We start from the raw sequence: 20555 nt of genomic DNA on the forward strand, positions 1-20555 counted from the left end.
CCCGGTCCCGGGCGGGGCCGGGCGGCGGGGTTTGCCGCTTTGTGCGGTTATTCCGCCGGGGCGCTGCCGCCGGTGATGCTCTCGGGGGCCGGGGCCTGGTCAGTGGCAGGTGCCTGGGCGGGCGGTCCTGCGATGCTGCTCAGGACCACGATCCCGCCGATGACCACCACGATCAGCAGCAGGGCGATCAGCCCGCCGCGGCCGGTATTGCCGCTCAGGTTCGCATGATAAGGGTCCACGGTGTTGCGGACATGGCTGTGCAGGTCGTCGTTTGGGGTGGGAGTATACATGGCTCCTCCTTTCATTGCGCCAATGGTAGATCGTGGCGATCGTTCTGCGGAGGGGGCACCGTCGAAGTCGCGATTTCTGGCGGCGGGGTGCCGGTTTGCCTGCCGGTGAGCGGCACGTTTCCGCCATCGGCTGTATCCAGCCGGTCAAAACCGAGCGTACGCGCGGATTTCTGCCTGTGTCAGAGTAGTTTGGGCACGCCGCCGGGATGGGTCTGGCGGTCCACCACGGCGGCGCGCATGGAGCGGCCGATGCGATGCGCGAGGGCGGACCACGCGGCGGCCTGATCGGGGCGCAGTTCGCGCGTCAGGGTGGCATCGAACAGTGCCAGCCATGTCGAGAACATGCCCGGCTGGACGTTTCCCGCGCGGACATGGGCGGCGATGGGGCTGCCGTCATAGCCGCGCTCGTGCAGGATGGTGTTGGCCCAGAAATCGGCGACCCTGGCCTCGTGGGCGGGCCAGTCGGTGACGTGGGCTGCGAATACCGGGCCAAGGCCGGGATGGGCGCGCACCGCGGCATAAAACGCTGTGACCACCCGCTCGATCTCGGGCCGGGTGATGTCGAAGCGTGGGGGCAGGGCGGTCGTCATGGCCTGTAAATGCGCCTCTGCGCCACGCGAGGCAAGAGGGCACGACCGGGCCGCGAAATCCTGAAAGGATTTCGGATCGCTTTCTTTTCAGGAAAGCGGGGGCCGCGCCTCTGGACGCGTGCCGGGCGCGCGCCTATAAGGCGGGCCATGATGACAGGCTCCGCGATCATCATCCGAATTACATGCCCGGCGCTCTGACCTTATCGAGCCGCCGGGAAAAGGTGCTTGAGCCATCGCGCCGCCCCTCATTACAGATTTGCAAGACCTGACGAAGGACGCCCCAAATGTGCGCCGAGACGCCCGATTACAAAGCCACGCTGAACCTGCCGCAGACCGATTTTCCGATGCGGGCGGGCCTGCCCAAGCGCGAGCCCGACTGGCTCGCCCGGTGGGAGGAGATCGGCATCTATGACCGGCTGCGCGAACAGGCACAGGGGAGGCAGCCATTCACCCTGCATGACGGCCCGCCCTATGCCAACGGGCACCTGCATATCGGCCACGCGCTCAACAAGATCCTCAAGGACATGGTGGTGCGCTCGCAGCAGATGATGGGGCGCGATGCGCGCTATATTCCCGGCTGGGACTGTCACGGCCTGCCCATCGAGTGGAAGATCGAGGAGCAGTACCGCGCGAAAGGCATGGACAAGGACAAGGTGGACATCGTCGATTTCCGCCAGGAATGCCGCAAGTTCGCCGAAGGCTGGATCGACGTGCAGCGGGATGAGTTCAAGCGGCTGGGGATCACCGGCAAGTGGGACAAGCCCTACCTGACGATGGATTTCCGCGCCGAGCGGATCATCGCGGAGGAATTCCAGAAATTCCTGATGTCCGGGGTGCTCTATCAGGGCTCCAAGCCGGTGATGTGGTCGCCCATCGAGAAAACCGCGCTGGCCGAGGCGGAGGTAGAGTATCACGACAAGGAAAGCTTTACCGTCTGGGTGAAGTTCCGCGTCGCCGGAATCGACGGAACCGACGCGCTGACCGATCACCTGCTCGACCTGCATGGCGAAGAGGGCTATGCCGCCGCCGTGCAGGCGCTGGCCGAGGATTTCCGTGACACCAGCGTGGTCATCTGGACGACGACCCCCTGGACGATCCCGTCCAACAGGGGCGTGGTCTATGGCGAGGATATCGCCTACGGGCTCTACGAGGTGACGGACACGCCCGAAGAATGCTGGGCGCGCGTGGGCGAGAAATTCATCCTCGCCGACAAGCTGGCAGGAGATGTGATGGCGCGGGCGCGGCTGCAGGACGGGCAGTGGCGGCGCGTGCGCGGCGTCGGCGCGGTGGAGCTGTCGTGCCTGACGCTGTTGCACCCGCTGGCGGGCGCGCAAGATGCTGGCGGCGAATGGAACCCGCCCCGCGATTTCCGCGCCGCCGATTTCGTGACGGATGAGGAGGGCACCGGCTTTGTCCATTGTGCGCCGTCGCACGGGATGGAGGAGTATGAGCTTTACCGGGGTCTCGGGATGCTGGATCAGGTGATCACCTATAACGTGCTCGACGACGGCTCCTTCCGCCCCGATCTGCCCTTCTTCGGCGGCACCCATATCCTTGATCGCAAGGGGAAAGAGGGCAACGCCAACAAGGCCGTGATCGACAAGCTGGTGGAGGTCGGCGGGCTACTGGCGCGCGGCAAGATCAAGCACAGCTATCCGCATAGCTGGCGCTCCAAGGCCCCCGTCATCTACCGCAACACCCCGCAATGGTTCGCCGCCATCGACCGCGCGGTCGGCGACGGGCAGGATGAGTACGGCACCACCATCCGCGAACGCGCGCTGCGCTCCATCGACGAGCTGGTGACGTGGACGCCGAAAACCGGGCGCAACCGGCTGTATTCCATGATCGAGGCGCGGCCCGATTGGGTGCTGAGCCGTCAGCGGGCATGGGGCGTGCCGCTCACCTGCTTCGTGAAGAAAGGCGCGCAACCGACGGATTCGGAATACCTGTTGCGCAACGCGGAGGTGAATGCCCGCATCCTTGCGGCCTTCGAGGCCGAGGGGGCGGATGCCTGGTACAAGGACGGCGCGAAGGAGCGGTTCCTGGGCGGCATCGTCGAACCCGCAGAGTGGGAGAAGGTCGGTGACATTCTCGATGTGTGGTTTGACTCAGGGTCCACCCATGCCTTTGTGCTGCGCGACCGCGTGGACGGGTCCGAGGACGGCATGGCCGATCTCTACCTCGAAGGCACCGATCAGCATCGCGGCTGGTTCCATTCCTCGATGCTTCAGGCGTGCGGCACCATCGGTCACGCGCCCTATCGCGGCGTGCTGACGCATGGCTTTACGCTGGACGAGAAGGGCAACAAGATGTCCAAATCGCTCGGCAACACCATCGCCCCCGAGGACGTGACCAGGCAATACGGCGCCGATATCCTGCGGCTCTGGGTGGCGCAGGCGGATTACACCGCCGATCTGCGGATCGGGCCGGAGATCCTCAAGGGCGTGGCCGACGGCTATCGCCGGTTGCGCAACACCATGCGCTTCATGCTCGGGGCGCTGACGCATTTCAGCGAGGCGGACCGGGTGGACCCGTCGGAGATGCCGGAACTGGAGCGCTGGGTGCTGCACCGGCTGGCGGAGCTGGATCACAAGGTGAAGACGGGCTATGACGCCTATGATTTCCAGGGGGTTTTCCAGCAGATATTCAATTTCTGCACCCTCGATCTGTCGGCTTTCTACTTCGATATCCGCAAGGACGCGCTTTATTGCGACGGCGACACCGCCCGCCGCCGGGCGGCGCGGAGTGTGATGGATCTGCTGTTTCACCGGCTGACCACGTGGCTGGCCCCGGTGCTGGTGTTCACTATGGAGGACGTGTGGCTGTCGCGCTTTCCGGGCGACGGCGACAGCGTGCACCTGCACGACATGCCCGACACGCCCGCCGACTGGCTGAACGAGCCGCTGGCGGCGAAATGGGCCGATGTCCGGCGCGCGCGGCGGGTGGTGACGGCGGCGCTGGAGGTGCAGCGTGCCGACAAGGCGATCGGTGCCAGCCTGGAGGCCGCGCCGGTGGTGCATGTGCGCGACGAGGCCACGCTGGAGGCGCTCAGATCGGTGAATTTCGCCGATATCTGCATCACCTCGGATATCGTGCTGAGCGGCGATCCGCGCCCGGCCGAGGCGTTCCGTATGCCCGAGGTGGACGATATCGGCGTGGTGTTCGAGCGCGCGGAGGGGGCAAAGTGCCAGCGCTGCTGGAAGATCCTGCCCGATGTGGGCCGCCACGCGCATCCCGGCACCTGCAAGCGGTGCTCGGAGGCGCTGGGGTAAGGGTACGGGCGGCGGCGCCCGGGCCTGTCCCGGCGGCGACACCGCGCCCCGGCGGGCGGTGCGGGCGGCCATGGGATATGGCCTATACCCGCCATTCGCCTCCTGTCCCGCGCGGAATCGAGGCGGGCTTGCCCACCGCCGCGCGAGCGGTCATGCCGAAGGCATGCCTCCGGCATGACCCGCCCCGTCGCACCGGAGGTGCGCCGGTATAAGCGGCACGCCTTTGGCGTGACGGGCGGGCGCTTTTCTACGTCTCAAGTTATTGATAATGTGGGAGTATATGGCACCATAAAGCGCGCCGTTTCATCGTCGGAACGCCCACCCGCGGTCGGGCCCTCGCGCGGCTCGTCGCATCATGCCCAACGACCGCAACAGGCCAGTCCTGCCGGATGCCCCGCCCCCGTGAAACCGGCCCTGTGGCGGCGGAGGGGGGATCGTGCCGCCCCTGCTGATGCCCCGCGACCGATTCAGCCCTCGCTCAGGGCCACCTTCATGTCGCGGACCTGATAGATCACCTCGCCATCGGCCTCGACGGTGCCGTCGGCCACCCCCATCGTGAGCCGCCGGGTCTGCACCGCCTTGGTGAAATCCACCTTGTAGGTGAGCATCGTTCGGTCGGGGCGGACCATGCCAGACAGCTTTACCTCGCCCACCCCGAGCGCATAGCCGCGCCCCTGCCAGCCGCGCCAGCCGAGGTTGAAGCCGGTGAGTTGCCACAGGCCGTCGAGCCCGAGGCAGCCGGGCATGATCGGGTTGCCGGGGAAATGGCAGTCGAAGAACCACAGGTCGGGGCGGATGTCGAACTCGGCCACGACGTGGCCCTTGCCATGCGTGCCGCCATCGCCGGAGATATCGGTGATCCGGTCCATCATCAGCATTGGCGGCAGCGGCAGTTGCGCGTTGCCGGGGCCGAAAAGCTCGCCACGGGCGCATTTCAACAGGTCTTCGCGATCGAAGCTGCGCGGATACTCGGCCATCGGGGCAATCCCTCTCACATGCGGGCGGCGGGGTCTTGCTTTCCTCTATCACCGCGCGAATCCCCCATGCAACCCTGCGCCGCATGGCCCGCCGGTTTCGAGGGTGCGATTTTTGTTTGAAATCGGGTGGGGGGAAAACCTATATTGCAGGGGATGGCAAAGGAACGGCGATGACGGATCAGAAAGCGATCACGGCGACCGAGTGGCTCGGGCGGGTCGGGCTTCGGCCCACGCGGCAGCGCGTGGCGCTGGCGCGGCTGCTGCACGGCGACGGGCAGCATCGCCACGTCACCGCCGAAAGCCTGTTCGCCGATGCCCGCGCGGCGGGCGAGAGCGTCTCGCTGGCCACCGTCTACAACACGCTCAAGGCGTTCTGCGACGCGGGGCTGTTGCAGGAGGTGACGGTCGATGGCTCCAAGAGCTATTTCGACACCAACACCCACGATCACCCGCATTTCTTCTGGGAAGACGAGAACCGGCTGAGCGACGCGCCCGCCGACGACCTCGAGATCGCGCGCCTGCCGCAGGCCCCCGAGGGGGCCGAGATCACCTCGGTCGATGTGGTGATCCGGCTGCGCCGCAGCCGCGGCTGAGCGGTCGGCTCAGCCGTTCGGGGCGATCCCCGACAGCCCCGCCCGCGTGACCCGGCGACGCGACTCCCTCAGCCCCGGCTCGAACCCTGCGGCATCGCCGTAATCCACGAATTGCGCGTAATAGGCATGGTGCGCGCCGACCCGCGCGGCGTGCTTGATCGGGCACCAATAGGCCTCGGTCCGGCCCGCGATCTCCTGCACGTAGCCGATCAGCCCGTTGCAGTAGCCGCAATAGACGCAGTTGAGCTTTTGCAGCGCGTTGAGATAGGCGAGGTGGTGGCGGTCGATGCGGATGAAATCGGCGCGCCGCACCCTGTCGATTCCGTAGGCGGGAAAGCACACCGCCTGATAGACGGTCACGAACAGGTCCAGAGCCGCGAAGGGCACGATCATCGCGTAGATCACCGGCGCGGTGACGATCGTCAGGGGGCGCGCGCGGCGCAGGAAGGTCGTCAGCCGCACGCGCATCTCGCGGTGACGGCGGCGCACCTCGGCCTCGAACACCACGCGGCCGTTTTCGAACCCGTACCGGAACGCCTCGCGGCGGCGGGCGAACTCCTCTTCCATTTCCTCCTGGAGGTCGCGGATGCGGGCGAGGATGGTCTCGGTGGTGCTCACGGGCGGGCCTCCGGCTGGTGTGCTCGGGATGACGCTACAGCACCCGACGCGGCGGCGAAACCGTTTGCGCCGCGCGCCCCGCATCGCGCTCTGGCATCGCGTCGACCGCGCGCCGATATGAGTGCGCAGCCTTGACTTCGGTCAACCAGGCTATAGCCTCGGGCCGTTATTGCTATGTGCATGAAGACGCGAATCTGCCTCTGCATCTCATTGCGCGCTGTTTGCCACCTGGTTCTCACGCTCGTTTGTCTCATGGCACCGCTCGCGGCGGAGGCCGACGACGCATCCGAACTTGGCCGCTTCCTGCCCGATCTCGACCCGGCGACGCTGGTGGAGGGGGCCGACGGCTTTGGCGCGCTGCGCGAGGATGTGCCGGTGGCACCGGTACTGCGGAACGGCGAGACGGTGGCCTGGGCCTTCCTCACCTCGGATTTCGCGGGCACTACGGGCTATTCGGGCAAGCCCATCCACGTCGTTGCCGCCATCGACGATGACGCGGTGGTGACCGGCGCGGCGCTGGTGGAACATTCCGAGCCGATCGTTCTGGTCGGCATCCCCGAATCCAAGATGCGCGGCGTGATCGCGGGGTATGCCGGGCTCGATCTCAAGGCCGAGGCCGCCGAATCCGGCACCGCGCATGATCTCGATATCATCTCCGGCGCGACGGTGACGGTGATGGTGATCGACGACAGCCTCGTGCGCGGCGGGCTCAAGGTGGCGCGTGCGCTGGGGCTGGGGGGGCTCTCGCCGGTGGCGCAGGCGGGCCCCGCGCGCACGCTCAGGCCGGGCGATGGCACGGTCGAGGACTGGCAGACCCTTGCCGGTGACGGATCGCTGCGCGGGCTGACGCTGGATGTGGGGCAGGTCAACCGTGCCTTTGAGGAGACTGGCGACGAACGCGCCGCCAGGCGCCCCGAGCCGGGCCCCCCCGAGGAGACCTTTATCGACATGCGCGCGGCCCTTGTCAGCGTGCCGACCATCGGGCGCAGCCTGTTGGGCGAGAACGAATACGCCAACCTGCAAGGCTGGCTGAAGGAGGGCGAGCACGCGATCCTCGTTGCCGGGCGCGGGCGCTATTCCTTCAAGGGATCGGGCTATGTGCGCGGCGGCATTTTCGACCGGATCCACCTTGTTCAGGGGGACAGCTCGGTACGGTTTCGCGACCGCGATCATCGGCGGCTGGGCGAGATCGCCGCCGACGGCGCACCGAGCTTTACCGAGCTTGACCTGTTTCGCATCCCCGCCGACAGCGGCTTTGACCCGGCCGAGCCGTGGCGGCTGCAACTCCTGGTGCAGCGCGCGGTGGGGGCGGTGGAAAAGACCTTTGTCACCTACGACCTCGGCTACCGCCTGCCCGAGCGCTACCTCGCGCCGCTCGCGCCTGCGCCGCAGATCAACGCCCCCGATGAGGAGGCCGCCGCCAAGGCCGCGCTGTGGCAGCGCATCTGGCGCGACAAGACGCCCGAAATCGCGGGGCTGGCGGTGATGCTGACGGTGCTGACGGGGGCGTTCTTCTTTCAGATGCAGATCACGGCGCATCCGCGCGCCTATCTCTGGTTCCGCATGTCGTTCCTGACCGTGACGCTGGTGTTTCTCGGCTGGTATGCCAATGCGCAGCTTTCGGTGGTGAACCTGATGGCGCTGGCGGGGTCGCTTCGGTCCGGCTTTACATGGGATGCGTTCCTGATGGATCCGCTGGTGTTCATCCAATGGTTCGCGGTCGCGGCGGCGCTGATTTTCTGGGGCAGGGGGGCCTATTGCGGCTGGCTGTGCCCGTTCGGCGCGTTGCAGGAGCTGACCAACCGGGTGGCGCGGCTGCTGAAGGTGCCGCAATGGACGCTGCCCTGGGGCCTGCACGAGCGGCTCTGGCCGGTGAAATACATGATCTTTCTGGGGCTGTTCGGCGTCTCGCTGGCGTCGATGCCGATGGCCGAGACCCTGGCCGAGGTGGAGCCGTTCAAGACCGCGATCATCCTCAAGTTCGTGCGCGACTGGCCGTTCGTGGTGTTTGCCGTGGTGCTCTTGGTGATCGGGCTGTTCGTCGAGCGGTTCTACTGCCGGTATCTCTGCCCGCTGGGTGCCGCGTTGGCGATACCGGCGCGGATGCGGATGTTCGACTGGCTCAAGCGGTATCGCGAGTGCGGCAGCCCGTGCCAGACCTGCGCCCATGAATGCCCGGTGCAGGCGATCCACCCCACCGGCGAGATCAACCCCAACGAATGCGTCAACTGCCTGCATTGCCAGGTTCTTTATCAGTCCGATGCGAAATGCCCGGTGATCATCCGGCAACTGAAACGGCGCGCGAAGGACCGCGCGGCGCAGGAGGCCGATGGAGGTGCGCTGGAGCGCCTTGTCGGCCCCAGGACAGCGGGAAAGGAGACCCACTAATGTCTGACAAAACAAACCTGAAACTGAGCCGGCGGGGCATGCTGGGGGCCACCGCCACCGGCGCGCTCGCCGTCACCACCGGCGGCGCGGGGCTGTTTGCCAGCGCGCCCATGGCGCAGGCGGCTGGCAAGGTCAATCTCGCCCCCGGCGAGCTGGACGAGTACTACGGCTTCTGGTCCTCGGGCCAGACCGGCGAGATGCGCATCCTCGGCTTTCCGTCGATGCGCGAACTGATGCGCGTGCCGGTGTTCAACCGCTGCTCGGCCACCGGCTGGGGCCAGACCAACGAGAGCCTCAAGGTGCTGACCGAGGGGCTGACCGAGGAAACCAAGGCGTTTCTCGCCAAACGCGGCAAGGTCACCTACGACAACGGCGACCTGCACCACCCGCACATGTCGTTTACCGACGGCACCTATGACGGGCGCTACCTGTTCATGAACGACAAGGCCAACACCCGCGTCGCGCGGGTGCGCTGCGACGTGATGAAATGCGACAAGATCGTCGAGATCCCCAACACCGGCGACATTCACGGCCTGCGGCCGCAGAAATACCCGCGCACCGGCTATGTCTTTGCCAATGGCGAGCACGAGATGCCGATCGTCAACGATGGCACGATCCTTGATCAGCCCGAGGAATACGTGAACATCTTTACCGCCATCGACGGCGACACGATGGAGATCGCCTGGCAGGTGATGGTGTCGGGCAATCTCGACAATTGCGACGCCGACTATCAGGGCAAATACGCCTTCTCGACCTCCTACAACTCGGAAATGGGCATGACCCTCGCCGAGATGACCGAGAGCGAGATGGACCATGTCGTGATCTTCAACATCAAGGAGATCGAGGCCGCCATCGAGGCGGGCGATTATACCGAATACAGCGGCGTCAAGGTCGTGGACGGGCGCAAGGGGCGCAACAAGAACTACACCCGCTACGTGCCCATCCCCAACAGCCCGCATGGCTGCAACACCGCGCCGGACGGCAGGCATGTGGTGCTCAACGGCAAGCTCAGCCCGACCTGCTCGGTGATCGACGTGACCAAGGTGGATGCGCTGTTTGCCGAAAATGCCGATGAACGCTCCTGCATCGTGGCGGAGCCGGAACTTGGCCTCGGGCCGCTTCACACCGCCTTCGACGGCAAGGGGATGGCCTATACGACGCTGTTCCTCGACAGCCAGATCGTGAAATGGGACATCGACAAGGCCGTGCGCGCCTATGCCGGCGAGGACGTCGATCCGATCGTGACCAAGACCGATGTGATGTACCAGCCGGGTCACAACCACACCTCCATGGGCGAAACCAGGGAGGCCGATGGCAAGTGGCTCATTTCGCTCAACAAGTTCTCCAAGGACCGGTTCATCAACGTGGGCCCGCTCAAGCCCGAGAACGAGCAGCTTCTGGACATCACGCAGGATGACATGCCGGTGGTGCATGACGGGCCGACATTCGCCGAGCCGCATGACTGCATCATCGTGCGCCGCGACATCGTCAACCCGGTGCGGGTGTGGTCGCGCGATGATCCGATGTTCGAGGACGCCCGCAAACAGGCCGAGGCCGATGGCGTGGTGCTGGAGGACGGCCATCCCGAACCGATCCGCGATGGCGACAAGGTGCGGGTCTACATGTGGTCGATGGCGCCGACATTCTCGATGGAGAAATTCACCGTGCGGCAGGGCGACGAGGTGACGATCTATGTCACCAATCTCGACGATATCGACGACGTGACCCACGGGCTGACCCTGTCGAACCACGGCGTGGCGATGGAGGTCGCGCCGCAGGCCACCGCCTCGGTCACCTTCACCGCCGACCGTCCGGGTGTGCACTGGTTCTACTGCCAGTGGTTCTGCCACGCGCTGCACATGGAGATGCGCGGCCGGATGCTGGTCGAGCCGCGGGGGGCCTGAGCCATGCTGCGCCTGCTGCTGCCGCTTCTGATCTGGCTGGTCTGGGTCGCGTGGTCGTCGATGGCCCCGGCGGCGGAGCGTCAGGTGGTGGCGGGCGGCACGGCGCTGGCAGAGGCCATTGAAAACGCCGGGGCGGGGGACACCCTCCGCCTCGGATCCGGCCGCCACGCGGGCGGCATCAAGATTTCAAAGCCGCTGACGATCGAGTGCGCCGACGGGGCCCGGATCGACGCGGGCGGGCAGGGCACGGTTCTGACCGTGACCGGCCCGGATGTGACGGTCACCGGCTGCACGATCACCGGCTCGGGCAGCGATCACGAGGGGATCGACAGCGGCATCCGCCTGCTCAAGGGCGCGGATCGCGCCCGCGTCACCGGCAACCGCCTGACCGGCAACCTCTATGGCGTGGACATTCACGGCGCGCGCGACGCGCGTGTCGCGGGCAACGTGATCGAGGGGCGGCAGGACCACCGGATGAACGATCGCGGCAATGGCGTCTATGTCTGGAACGCGCCCGGCTCGGACGTGGTGGGCAACGATATCCGCTGGGGCCGCGACGGGATCTTCGTCAACACCTCGCATTCCAACCGCTTCGTCGGCAACCGCTTTCGCGACCTGCGGTTCGCGGTGCATTACATGTATGCCAACCGGTCCGAGGTGCGCGGCAACCTCTCGATCGGCAATCACCTGGGCTATGCGGTGATGTATTCCAGGGGGGTCAGGATCATCGACAACGTGTCGGTGAACGATGCCGAGCACGGGGTGATGCTCAACTATACCAACAGTTCCGAGGTGCGCGGCAACCTGGTGCGCGGCGGCGGTACGAAATGCCTGTTCATCTACAACGCCCACAAGAACGAGATCAAAGGCAACCGGTTCGAGCGCTGCGAGACCGGCGTGCATTTCACCGCCGGGTCCGAGCGTAACGAGATCACCGGCAACGCCTTTGTCGGCAACCGCACGCAGGTGAAATATGTCGGATCCAAATGGGTGGACTGGAGCGCGGAGGGCGTCGGGAATTACTGGTCGGATTTCGCGGGCTACGATCTGGATGGCAATGGCATCGCCGATACGCCCTACCGCCCCAATGACAGCATGGACCACATCCTGTGGACGCAACCGGCGGCCAAGCTGCTGATGGGCGCGCCTGCCGTGCAACTGGTGAAATGGGCGCAATCGGCGTTTCCGGCGCTGTTGCCGGGGGGCGTGGTGGACCGCGCGCCGCTGATGCAGCCGGTGGAGATGTCGATCCCCGACTGGGAGGCGCGACATGACGGATCGTGACACGGCGCTGGCCATCGCCGGGCTGGACAAGAGCTATGGCCGCACGCAGGTGGTGGGCGGTATCACGCTCGACGTGGCACCGGGCGAGCGGGTGGCGCTGCTGGGTCATAACGGCGCGGGAAAATCGACGCTGATCAAGCTGATCCTTGGCCTGATCCGGGCCTCGCAGGGCAGCATCCGCGTCGCCGGGCACGCGCCCGGCAGTGCCGCCGCGCGCGCCGCCACCGCCTATCTGCCCGAGCAGGTGGCGTTCCATCGCGCGCTGACCGGGCGCGAGCAGTTGACGATGTTCGCGCGGCTGGCGGGCGAGCATCCGAAGACCGTCGCGCCGCTTCTGGAGCGGGTGGGGCTGGCCGATGCCGCCGACCGCCGCATCGGGACGTATTCCAAGGGGATGCGGCAGCGGCTGGGGCTGGCGCAGGCGCTGCTGGGCCGTCGCCGCGTGGCGCTGCTCGATGAGCCGACGAGCGGTCTCGACCCGATTTCGCGGCATGATCTCTACGCCGTCATCGACGAGATGGCGGCGAATGGCACCGCGCTCCTGATCGCGAGCCACGCGCTGACCGAGCTGGAGGCGCGCACCGACCGTATCGCGATCATGGCCAAGGGGCGGCTGGTGGCCGATGACAGCCTTGGCAATCTCGCGCGGGCCGCCGCGCTGCCGACGCGCATCCGGCTGACCGCGCGCGAGGGATCGGCGGAGGCGGTGCAGGCCGAGCTGGGCGGCGATCGCGTCAATGGCCGGGCGGTGGAACTGCACTGCACCACCGAACAGAAGATGGCGCAGCTTGCGCGGATTTCCGGCCTTGGCGACGCGGTGCGCGATGTCGAGATGGTGCCGCCGAGCCTGGAAGACCTGTACCGCCACTATTGCGCGGAGGTGCGCCAATGATCGCCCGCGTTCTGGCCATCGCCCTGGCCGAATTCCGCATTCAGACGCGCAACCGCTGGCTGGTCTCGGCCACGTTGCTGATGACGCTCTTCGCGCTGGCGCTGACCTTTGCCGGGTCGGCGCCCACCGGATCGCTGGGGGTGGATTTGCTGACCGTCGCGGTGGCCTCGATGACCACGCTCGCGGTCTATCTCGCGCCGTTCCTGGCGCTGATGATCGCGTTTGACGCGGTGGCGGGCGAGGCGGAGCGCGGCACGCTGGGTCTGACGCTGACCTATCCGCTGTCGCGCGGCGAGATGCTGCTGGGCAAGTTCGCGGCGCATCTGGCGGTGCTGGCCATCGCCATCGCGCTGGGCCTCGGCGCGGCGGGGCTGGCGGCGTGGCTCGCCGGCGGGGCGGGGGCCGCGAGCGCGCTGGCGCTCGTCCGGCTCATCGCCACGGCGATCCTGCTGGGCGCGTCGTTCCTGGCGCTCGGCTATGCCGCCTCGGCGCTGTCGGGCAGCGGGACGGCGGCGGCGGGGCTGGCCGTGGGGCTGTGGCTGGTGCTGGTGGTGCTCTACGATCTGGGGCTGCTGGGCGCGCTGGTCTTTGACGATGGCGGCGCGTTTACCAGCCATGTGTTCCCGTGGCTTCTGGCCGCCAACCCGGCGGATGCGTTCCGGTTGTGGAACGTCGCCGGATCGCAGGACGTGGCGCTGGTCTCGGGCATGGCGGGGGCGGGGGCGGCGCTGCCCGCGTGGGCGGCGCCGCTGTCGCTGTTCCTCTGGCCGGTGCTGGCGCTGGCGCTGGCGCGTGCGGCCTTTGCGAGGGTGGAGCCATGAAACGTCTCGTGCTTGCCGCGCTGTTGCTGGCCGCCTGTCGGGAGGACGAGGCGCGCGCCCCCGACCCGGTCACCATGACCGGCGAGGCGCTGGGCCATTTCTGCATGATGCAGCTCGACCGCCACCCCGGCCCCAAGGCGCAGATCCACCTCGCCGGGCTGCCCGACCCGATCTTTTTCGCGCAGGTGCGCGATGCGCTGGCCTATGTCAAAGGCCCCGAGCGCGACGCCGATATCCGCGCCTTCTATGTCAGCGACATGGGAGTGGCGGCGAGTTGGGATGCGCCGGGCATCGACAACTGGACCGAGGCGGCCACCGCGCATTTCGTTGCCGGGGCGGGCGTCACCGGCGGCATGGGCGCGCCCGAGATCGTGCCGTTTTCCGACGCCGCCGCCGCGCGCGGCTTTGCCGACCGTGAGGGGGGCGAGGTGATGCGCCTTGAAGACATCCCGGCCGGGACCGTCCTGGCCCCGGTCGAGATCACGCCCGAGGAGACCCCGACATGACACCGACACGCCGCCGTTTCCTGACGATTTCCGCCGCAGCGGTTGCGCTGCCCTCCGCCGCCGCCGCGCGCGAGACCGCCCGCTGGGCCGGGTTCGCACTGGGGGCGCACGCCAACATGACGCTTGCCGGGATCACGCCGCTCTACGCGCGGCCCGTGTTTGCCCGATTGGAGGCAGAGATCGCCCGGCTGGAGCGGATTTTCAGCCTCTACCGCGACGACAGCGCGCTGGCGCGGCTCAACCGGGACGGCCGGTTGCAGGCCCCGCCGCCCGAGTTGCTGGAGGTGTTGACGCTGTCCGATGCCCTGCACGCGGCCTCGCACGGTGCGTTCGATCCCAGTGTGCAGCCGCTGTGGCGGGCGCTGGCGACGGGTGGCGACACGGCAACGGCGCGCGCGGCGGTCGGCTGGGACGATGTGCGGTTCGATGCCGGCGGGGTGCGCCTTGGGCGTCCGGGGATGGCGCTCACGTTCAACGGCATTGCGCAGGGCTATATCACCGACCGGATCGCGGCGCTGCTTCGGGCGCAGGGGCTGCACGACGTGCTGGTCGATATCGGCGAGGTCGTGGCGCTGGGCCGCAACGCCGATGGCCGCGCCTGGCAGGCGGGTATCGCGACGCCCGACGGGCGGGTCGTCCACCACGTCGCGCTTGGCGACCGGGCGCTGGCCACCTCGGCCCCGCAGGGCACAACGCTGGCCGCAGGTCAGGGCCATATCCTCGATCCGGGGGGCGGTCGCCCGCGCCACGCTCTGGTCAGCGTATCGGCCCCGCGCGCGGCGCTGGCCGACGGGCTGTCGACCGCGCTCTGCCTGCTCGACCGCGACGCGGGGCAGCGGGCCGTCGCGCGCTTTGACGACTGCGTCGTCGAATACATCATCTGAGTCAGTCAACCAACCGAGAGGAGATTTCCAAATGTTCACCAGACTGATCACCACGGGAGCGCTGATGCTGAGCCTTGCCGCCCCCGCCCTCGCCGAGGGCGACCCGGAGGCGGGCGAAAAGGTGTTCCGCAAGTGCAAGGCCTGCCACATGGTCGGCGAGGATGCCAAGAACCGCGTGGGCCCGGCGCTCAACGGTGTCGTGGGCGGGCCGGTCGCGTCGGTCGAGGATTTCAGGTATTCCGACGTGTTCCAGGAAATGGCCGCCGAAGGCGCGGTCTGGACCGAGGACGAGCTTGCCGCCTTCCTCGCCAGCCCGCGCAAATACGCCAAGGGCACCAAGATGGCCTTTGCCGGGCTGCGCAAGGACGAGGAGATCGCCAATGTGATCGCCTACCTGGCGACGTTCGAGTAATCGCGGCGATGCCGGGATCGGGGCCGCCCTGCCATGCGCGGGGCGGCCCGTTTCATTTGCGCCCCTCGGCCTCGTCGATCAGGCCCCTGACCCAGAGCGTGACCCACCAGTTGGCGGGCAGGCCGAGCGGCAGGCAGAGCCAGAGCGCGGTCACGGGCGACAGCGCGGGCCAGCCCGCCGCCTGCCACAGCAGCGCCAGCATGAAGAGGTTGATCGCCACCGCCAGCGCGGTGAACGGGTAGAGCAGGAGGTACAGCCGCAGGGGCGGTGGGGTGATCCGGGGCATGGGCCGCCTAGTGGCTGGTGCCTTCGGAGAAGGTGATCTTGTTGAAGACATTGTATTTCCCCGAGGGTTTGCGCATCGGCAGGCGGGTCACTTCGTCCAGCGTTGTCGCGTCATAGACGATCACCGCGCCGTCGTCTTCCCAGACCGACACCAGCGCGTGACGGCCGTCGCGGGTGAATTCGACATGCGCGACGGTGGCGCCGGGCACCGGGCGCAGGGTGCGCACGATCTCCAGGCTCTGCTTGTCGATCACATGCATCGCGTCGCGGTCGGGGCCAAAGAACACGTCGGCCCAGAAATACGGCGTGTCCTCGTGGCTGCGCAGGAAAAAGCCGGCGCCGTCGGTCTTTATGGTGTCGGTCACGGTCCAGCTTTCGGTGTCGATGATCGACAGCATCCCCTCCTTGAGGTGCGGTGTGGCCATCACCCGGCGGCCGCCCCGCTCCCATGAAATGCCCGATCCCAGATGCGGCATGCCGGGCAGCGGCAGGTCGGCGATCTCGCGGCCGACGTTGAGATTGACCACCACGCCGCGCCCGGTGTCGCGCGCCGCGCCGATCAGGTGGCGGTAATCGTCGGTGAAGAAGAAATCGTCGAGCGGCGCGCCCAGCATGATCCGTCGCCGCGCGAACAATCCCCGGGACGAGGGCAGCGCCTCGATCATGTCCTTGCGGCGGCTGTGGACGAACCCCTCGTAGACCGGCTCGGCCTCGGGGTCGGTGGCGACTTCCCAGATCTCCGGCACGTCCTTCAGCGCGAGGATGAAACTGTCGCGCTGCGGGGCCTGATAGACCGCCGAGACGCGGCTCGGCGTGCCATCCTTGCCGGTGACGGGCATGACGGATTTCACGCTCAGGTCGTCCGTGTCGAGGAGGGTCAGCGTCATCGGCAGGTAATTGGCCACCGCCAGCCATTTGCCATCGGCGCTCATCGCGATGTTGCGGCTGTTGAGCCCGGCGCGCACCCGGCCCACCTGATGCAGCGACCAGATGTCGTATTTCTGCACCCAGCCATCGCGCGACATGATGAAGACGTAGCGCCCGTCGGGGCTGAATTTCGGGCCGCCATGCACCGCGAAGGGGGTGGCGAAGCGGTCCAGCACCGCGAATGTATCGCCATCCAGCACGCTGACGTGATGGTCGCCGGTTTCCACAACCAGCGTGATGTTGAGCGGGTCGGCGTCGAAGGCCGGGGCCTCGGCGGGGGTGTAATCGGGATCGCGCCAGCGGGTTGCGGCGATCTGCGTTGGTGTCCAGTCCGACACATGATCGAGCGGCTTTTTCAGCCACTCGGCCAGCGCCTCGATCTCGGTTTCGCTCAAAGTCTCGCCATAGGCGGGCATCTGCGTGGCGGCGCGGCCATGGGCGATGACCTCGGCCACCTTTGGCCCGCGCATCCGCCCCAGCGTCTGCGGGATCAGCGCCGGGCCGTCGCCGCCCAGCCGGTCGGACCCGTGACAGGCGGCGCAGTCGGTTGCGTAGATCTGCGCCGGGTCCGCCGTGGCCGGACCTGCGAGGAGTGCGAGCAGGCCGGTGCATAGCCCGAGGAAACCGAAACGCCCGGGCATGGAGGCCAAGGGCAGCCCCCGACCGCGGGTGGGGGTGAAGCCCCCGCCCGGGGGGGCGGTCGGGGGCTGCCCGGCGGTGCCGCCGGGCAGGGTGCTGCGCGGGTTCGGTTGCGCCATTCGGGTGGCGTACCTAGTCAAAGCAGTGAACCGGATCATGTCTCTTGCCTCGGAAAGGGGTCACGGTCAGGCGCTCGGCGGCATCGGCCACGCCGATCTCGGCGTCATCGAGGTAGCAGGCCGGGTCCTCGGCCCAGGGATCGCCGGTCAGTTGCAGCGCCCGGATGCGGGTGTTGCCGCCGCAGACCGACTTGAACGCGCAGGCCCCGCAGCGGCCTTTCAACGGGCGCGGACGGCGGCGCAACTGCGCCAGCATCGGGTCATTGCCGGTCCACAGGTCCGAGAATTTCGCGGTCTTGACGTTGCCCACGGTATAATCCGACCAGTAGGTGTCGGGATGCACGCGGCCCAGCGTGTCGATATTGGCGACCCCGAGGCCCGAGGAATTGCCGCCCCAGGCCTCAAGGTGATCGCGCAGGTGGGCCACGCGGTCCGGCGCGAAGCGCGCTTCGGCCCAGCGCAGAAGATAGACCGCGTCGGCGTCGTTGTTGCCGGTGACAAGATCGAGCGGCGCGCCCTCGGACGCAGCCGACCAGGCGCGCTCGATCAGCATGTCGAGCGCGCGGCGCGTGTGATCGTGCTGCGCATCCTCGCCGCGATTCTTGTCGCCGCGCCCGGCATAGACAAGGTGGCTGAGGTAGAATTTATCTACCCCCTCGTCATCGCAAAGTTTCAGCAGATCGGGCAGTTGCGCCGCGTTGTCGCGCGTGAGGGTAAAGCGCAGCCCCACCTTGATCCCGCGCTTCTTGCATTCGCGCACACCGCGCAGCGCGTCGTCAAAGGCCCCGTCCACGCCGCGAAACCAGTCATTGGTGCGACCGATCCCGTCGATCGAAATGCCGACATACTGAAAGCCGATCCCGGCCACCCGGTCGGCGGCCTCGCCGTGAATTTTCGTGCCGTTGGTGCTCAGCGCCAGGAACCGCACCTTCCTGCGCGCCGCCTCGGCCAGCTCGAAGAAATCGAAGCGGCCCATCGGCTCTCCCCCCGACAGGATCAGCGCCGGAATGCCGAAATCGCCGAGATCGTCCAGCGTCGCCATCGCCTGTTCGTGGCTCAGCTCGCCGGGGAAATCGACATCCGCCGACACCGTGTAGCAATGCCGGCACTTGAGGTTGCAGCGCCGGGTCAGGTTCCAGATCACCACCGGCCTGACCGGCCCCGTCGCGGCCCGCGCGCGCACCGGGGTGGGGGTAACGAGTTGGTGCATGTATTCGGTGAGGCGAAACATCTCAGCCCTCCTTTGAACGCAGCCGCAGCCCCGTTTTCTTCAGAATCTGTGTCGAATAGAGAATGTCATGGCCGCGACAGGCATCGCCCAGCAGCGCGGCGATCCGGCCGCGCTTGTCCTCGACCTCGGCGCGGCTGCTGCCGTGGATCATGGCAAAGAGGTTGTAGGGCCAGTCGGGCAGGGCGCGCGGGCGTTCGTAGCAATGGCTGACATAGTCGAGCGCGCCCACCCGGGCCCCCAGATCGGCCACCGCCGCATCCGCCACATCCCAGACCGACATGCCATTGGCAAGCATGCCCAGCGCGTAGTGATTGGGGGCGACGGCCACCCGGCGGATCACGCCGCGGTCCTGCATGGTGCGCAGGCGGGTGCACAACTCTTCCTCGTCAATCCCCAACTCCCCGGCCACGACGGCATAGGGCTGTGGCACGAGGGGCAGGCCGCCCTGCGTGGCGGCGATGATGCGGCGGTCTGTGGCGTCGATGTTCATGCGGCAACCCTGAATCCGATAAAGAATTCCCTGAGCTTGGGGAAACGGAGCACGCGCAGCCCGGTTTCCCGCTCGAGGGACGTGGCCACCGCCGCGATCTCTTCGGGCCGCTCCGTGGCCAGAACGAACCACATGTTGAGCCGGTGACTGCGCTCATAATTATGCGCCACCTCGGGGTGCGCATTGACTTTGGTCATAACGGCGTCGAATTCCGCCTCCGGCACTGCCATGGCGCAGAGGCAGAACGCGCCCCCCATCGCCTCGGCATCGAAGAACGGGCCGAAGCGGGTGATGATCCGGGCGGATTTCATCCGCTCCAGCCGCGCGAGCAGATCGGTTTCGGTCAGGCGCAACTCTGCGGCCACCTGCGCGAACGGATCGGGGCGGACCGGAAAGCCGTCCTGCAACCTGTTCAGGATCGCGCGGTCGGTCTCGTCAAGGCTCATGCGGGTGTCCTTTCCCCGGCGACCATCGCGCCGGTCTGCTTGAAGCAATGGCTGGAAAACAGCGCCAGATGCGGTGCGCCGCGCAATTCGGGGCGGTCCGCCGCGGCCCCGAGCCTTGCCAGCGCCTCGGCGCGGCTGCGGGCGTGGATCATCGAATAGAGCCGGTAGGGCCAGACCCCTTCGACCGGCGCACGCTCGTAGCACAGCGTCACGCCGGGCTGCGCCGCCAGCACCGGCCCCGCGATGGTGACCGCGTCATGCGGCAGATCCCAGACCACCATCGCGTTGGACCGCCAGCCAAGCGCGCGGTGCCGCACGATGACGCCGAGACGCGCGATGATCCTGGCCGCCACCAGCACCCTTATGCGCGCGATCACCGCGTCCATGTCCAGCCCGAGCGGCGCGCCGATGTCGGCATAGGGGCGCAGGGTCAGGGGCAGGCCGCGCATCAGCGCCTGCACGATCCCGCGATCGACGGGGCGCAGCACGGTGATATCCGGCGGCGGCGGCGCGAGGCGCGCGCCGGTCTCGCCGCGAAGGCTGAACCCCAGATCGAGGTTGAAGGGCCGCACCAATGGCAGATCCAGCACCCGCAGCCCGCTGCGCCGCGCGATCCGGGCGAGGGCGGCCCCGACATGCGCCCGGTCCGGCCCGGTGGCGACGAACCACAGGTTCCATGTATTCTCGCGCAGGTAGGAATGGTTGACCCCCGGCTCCTCCCCGATGATCGCCGCCACCTGTTCGACGCGGCCCTCGGGGGCGGCCACGGCGGCGAGGGTGCTGGCGGCGATGGTATTGGGGGCCACGGTCGCCCCCACACGGGTGATCTGGCCCGCCGCCTGCCTGGCGCGCAGCCGTGCGATCACATCGGCCTCGGTGGTGCCAAGGTGCTGCGCCAGCGCGGCGAAGGGGCGCGCGGCGACCGGGAAATCGCGCTGCCAGTCATCGAGCAGCGCGCGGTCGATGGGATCGGCAAACCGGTGCATC

Annotated in this window: 20 protein-coding genes; 10 read left to right on the top strand and 10 right to left on the bottom strand. The window is 67.5% G+C overall.

The window, feature by feature from the left end; genetic code table 11:
* Positions 1-47 precede the first annotated feature (47 nt).
* The gene (locus ACFFU4_RS15765; protein WP_377070785.1) at positions 48-290 is read right to left on the bottom strand and encodes a hypothetical protein; all 243 of its coding nucleotides are present in this window, start codon (positions 288-290) and stop codon (positions 48-50) included.
* Between the two features lie 179 nt (positions 291-469).
* On the bottom strand, positions 470-880 hold the full coding sequence (locus ACFFU4_RS15770) for a group III truncated hemoglobin (protein WP_377070786.1): 411 nt from the start codon (positions 878-880) through the stop codon (positions 470-472).
* A 284-nt stretch (positions 881-1164) separates the two neighbouring features.
* Here ACFFU4_RS15770 and ileS point away from each other — a divergent pair, with 284 nt between their 5' ends.
* On the top strand, positions 1165-4152 hold the full coding sequence (gene ileS, locus ACFFU4_RS15775) for an isoleucine--tRNA ligase (protein WP_377070787.1): 2988 nt from the start codon (positions 1165-1167) through the stop codon (positions 4150-4152).
* Between the two features lie 467 nt (positions 4153-4619).
* On the opposite strand, the gene fabA is transcribed toward ileS, so the two are convergent.
* Positions 4620-5129 carry a bifunctional 3-hydroxydecanoyl-ACP dehydratase/trans-2-decenoyl-ACP isomerase gene (gene fabA / locus ACFFU4_RS15780; RefSeq protein ID WP_377070788.1) on the bottom strand — a complete coding sequence of 170 codons (510 nt, stop codon included), beginning with the start codon at positions 5127-5129 and terminating at the stop codon, positions 4620-4622.
* Between the two features lie 170 nt (positions 5130-5299).
* Here fabA and irrA point away from each other — a divergent pair, with 170 nt between their 5' ends.
* Positions 5300-5722: an iron response transcriptional regulator IrrA gene (irrA, locus tag ACFFU4_RS15785; protein ID WP_377070789.1), complete on the top strand. Its 423-nt coding sequence runs from the start codon at positions 5300-5302 to the stop codon at positions 5720-5722.
* 9 nt (positions 5723-5731) lie between these two features.
* Here the strand turns inward: irrA and ACFFU4_RS15790 are convergent, their stop codons facing one another.
* Positions 5732-6340: a hypothetical protein gene (locus ACFFU4_RS15790; protein ID WP_377070790.1), complete on the bottom strand. Its 609-nt coding sequence runs from the start codon at positions 6338-6340 to the stop codon at positions 5732-5734.
* Positions 6341-6592: 252 nt separating this feature from the next.
* On the opposite strand from ACFFU4_RS15790, the gene ACFFU4_RS15795 reads away from it, so the two are divergent.
* Genes ACFFU4_RS15795 through ACFFU4_RS15830 form a run of 8 tightly spaced genes read left to right on the top strand, consistent with a single transcriptional unit; the run spans position 6593 to position 15431 of the window.
* Positions 6593-8728, top strand: coding sequence for a 4Fe-4S binding protein (locus ACFFU4_RS15795; RefSeq protein ID WP_377070791.1), 2136 nt, complete (start codon positions 6593-6595; stop codon positions 8726-8728).
* Entirely contained in the window at positions 8728-10632 is a 1905-nt protein-coding gene (gene nosZ / locus ACFFU4_RS15800; protein ID WP_377070792.1) for a TAT-dependent nitrous-oxide reductase, read from the top strand. Before ACFFU4_RS15795 ends, nosZ begins: the two co-directional genes overlap by 1 nt.
* 3 nt (positions 10633-10635) lie before the next feature.
* Positions 10636-11916 (top strand): nitrous oxide reductase family maturation protein NosD, encoded by a 1281-nt coding sequence (locus ACFFU4_RS15805; protein WP_377070793.1) that lies wholly within the window; start codon positions 10636-10638, stop codon positions 11914-11916.
* Positions 11903-12808: an ABC transporter ATP-binding protein gene (locus tag ACFFU4_RS15810; RefSeq protein WP_377070794.1), complete on the top strand. Its 906-nt coding sequence runs from the start codon at positions 11903-11905 to the stop codon at positions 12806-12808. Before ACFFU4_RS15805 ends, ACFFU4_RS15810 begins: the two co-directional genes overlap by 14 nt.
* Positions 12808-13629: an ABC transporter permease gene (locus ACFFU4_RS15815; protein WP_377070870.1), complete on the top strand. Its 822-nt coding sequence runs from the start codon at positions 12808-12810 to the stop codon at positions 13627-13629. The genes ACFFU4_RS15810 and ACFFU4_RS15815 overlap by 1 nt, the downstream gene beginning before the upstream one ends.
* Positions 13626-14135 carry a nitrous oxide reductase accessory protein NosL gene (locus ACFFU4_RS15820; RefSeq protein WP_377070795.1) on the top strand — a complete coding sequence of 170 codons (510 nt, stop codon included), beginning with the start codon at positions 13626-13628 and terminating at the stop codon, positions 14133-14135. The genes ACFFU4_RS15815 and ACFFU4_RS15820 overlap by 4 nt, the downstream gene beginning before the upstream one ends.
* The gene (locus ACFFU4_RS15825; protein ID WP_377070796.1) at positions 14132-15019 is read left to right on the top strand and encodes an FAD:protein FMN transferase; all 888 of its coding nucleotides are present in this window, start codon (positions 14132-14134) and stop codon (positions 15017-15019) included. The genes ACFFU4_RS15820 and ACFFU4_RS15825 overlap by 4 nt, the downstream gene beginning before the upstream one ends.
* 31 nt (positions 15020-15050) lie before the next feature.
* Positions 15051-15431, top strand: a complete 381-nt coding sequence (locus ACFFU4_RS15830; protein WP_377070797.1) for a c-type cytochrome — start codon at positions 15051-15053, stop codon at positions 15429-15431.
* A gap of 52 nt (positions 15432-15483) precedes the next feature.
* Here ACFFU4_RS15830 and ACFFU4_RS15835 read toward each other — a convergent pair whose 3' ends face one another.
* The 6 genes from ACFFU4_RS15835 to ahbB (ACFFU4_RS15860) all read right to left on the bottom strand — a co-directional run bounded on the left by ACFFU4_RS15835 (position 15484) and on the right by ahbB (ACFFU4_RS15860) (position 20554).
* On the bottom strand, positions 15484-15717 hold the full coding sequence (locus ACFFU4_RS15835; RefSeq protein ID WP_377070798.1) for a hypothetical protein: 234 nt from the start codon (positions 15715-15717) through the stop codon (positions 15484-15486).
* A 7-nt stretch (positions 15718-15724) separates the two neighbouring features.
* The gene (locus tag ACFFU4_RS15840) at positions 15725-17284 is read right to left on the bottom strand and encodes a cytochrome D1 domain-containing protein (protein WP_377070871.1); all 1560 of its coding nucleotides are present in this window, start codon (positions 17282-17284) and stop codon (positions 15725-15727) included.
* A 130-nt stretch (positions 17285-17414) separates the two neighbouring features.
* Complete coding sequence (gene nirJ, locus ACFFU4_RS15845) at positions 17415-18632, bottom strand: heme d1 biosynthesis radical SAM protein NirJ (RefSeq protein ID WP_377070799.1); 1218 nt, start codon at positions 18630-18632, stop codon at positions 17415-17417.
* Between the two features lies 1 nt (position 18633).
* Positions 18634-19122, bottom strand: coding sequence for a siroheme decarboxylase subunit beta (ahbB, locus tag ACFFU4_RS15850; RefSeq protein WP_377070800.1), 489 nt, complete (start codon positions 19120-19122; stop codon positions 18634-18636).
* Positions 19119-19568: an Lrp/AsnC family transcriptional regulator gene (locus ACFFU4_RS15855; RefSeq protein ID WP_377070801.1), complete on the bottom strand. Its 450-nt coding sequence runs from the start codon at positions 19566-19568 to the stop codon at positions 19119-19121. Before ACFFU4_RS15855 ends, ahbB (ACFFU4_RS15850) begins: the two co-directional genes overlap by 4 nt.
* Positions 19565-20554, bottom strand: coding sequence for a siroheme decarboxylase subunit beta (gene ahbB, locus ACFFU4_RS15860; RefSeq protein ID WP_377070802.1), 990 nt, complete (start codon positions 20552-20554; stop codon positions 19565-19567). Before ahbB (ACFFU4_RS15860) ends, ACFFU4_RS15855 begins: the two co-directional genes overlap by 4 nt.
* Position 20555 lies beyond the last annotated feature (1 nt).

Origin of the sequence: Roseovarius ramblicola (genome assembly GCF_042430665.1) — a bacterium.
GTDB classification, from domain to species: domain Bacteria; phylum Pseudomonadota; class Alphaproteobacteria; order Rhodobacterales; family Rhodobacteraceae; genus Roseovarius; species Roseovarius ramblicola.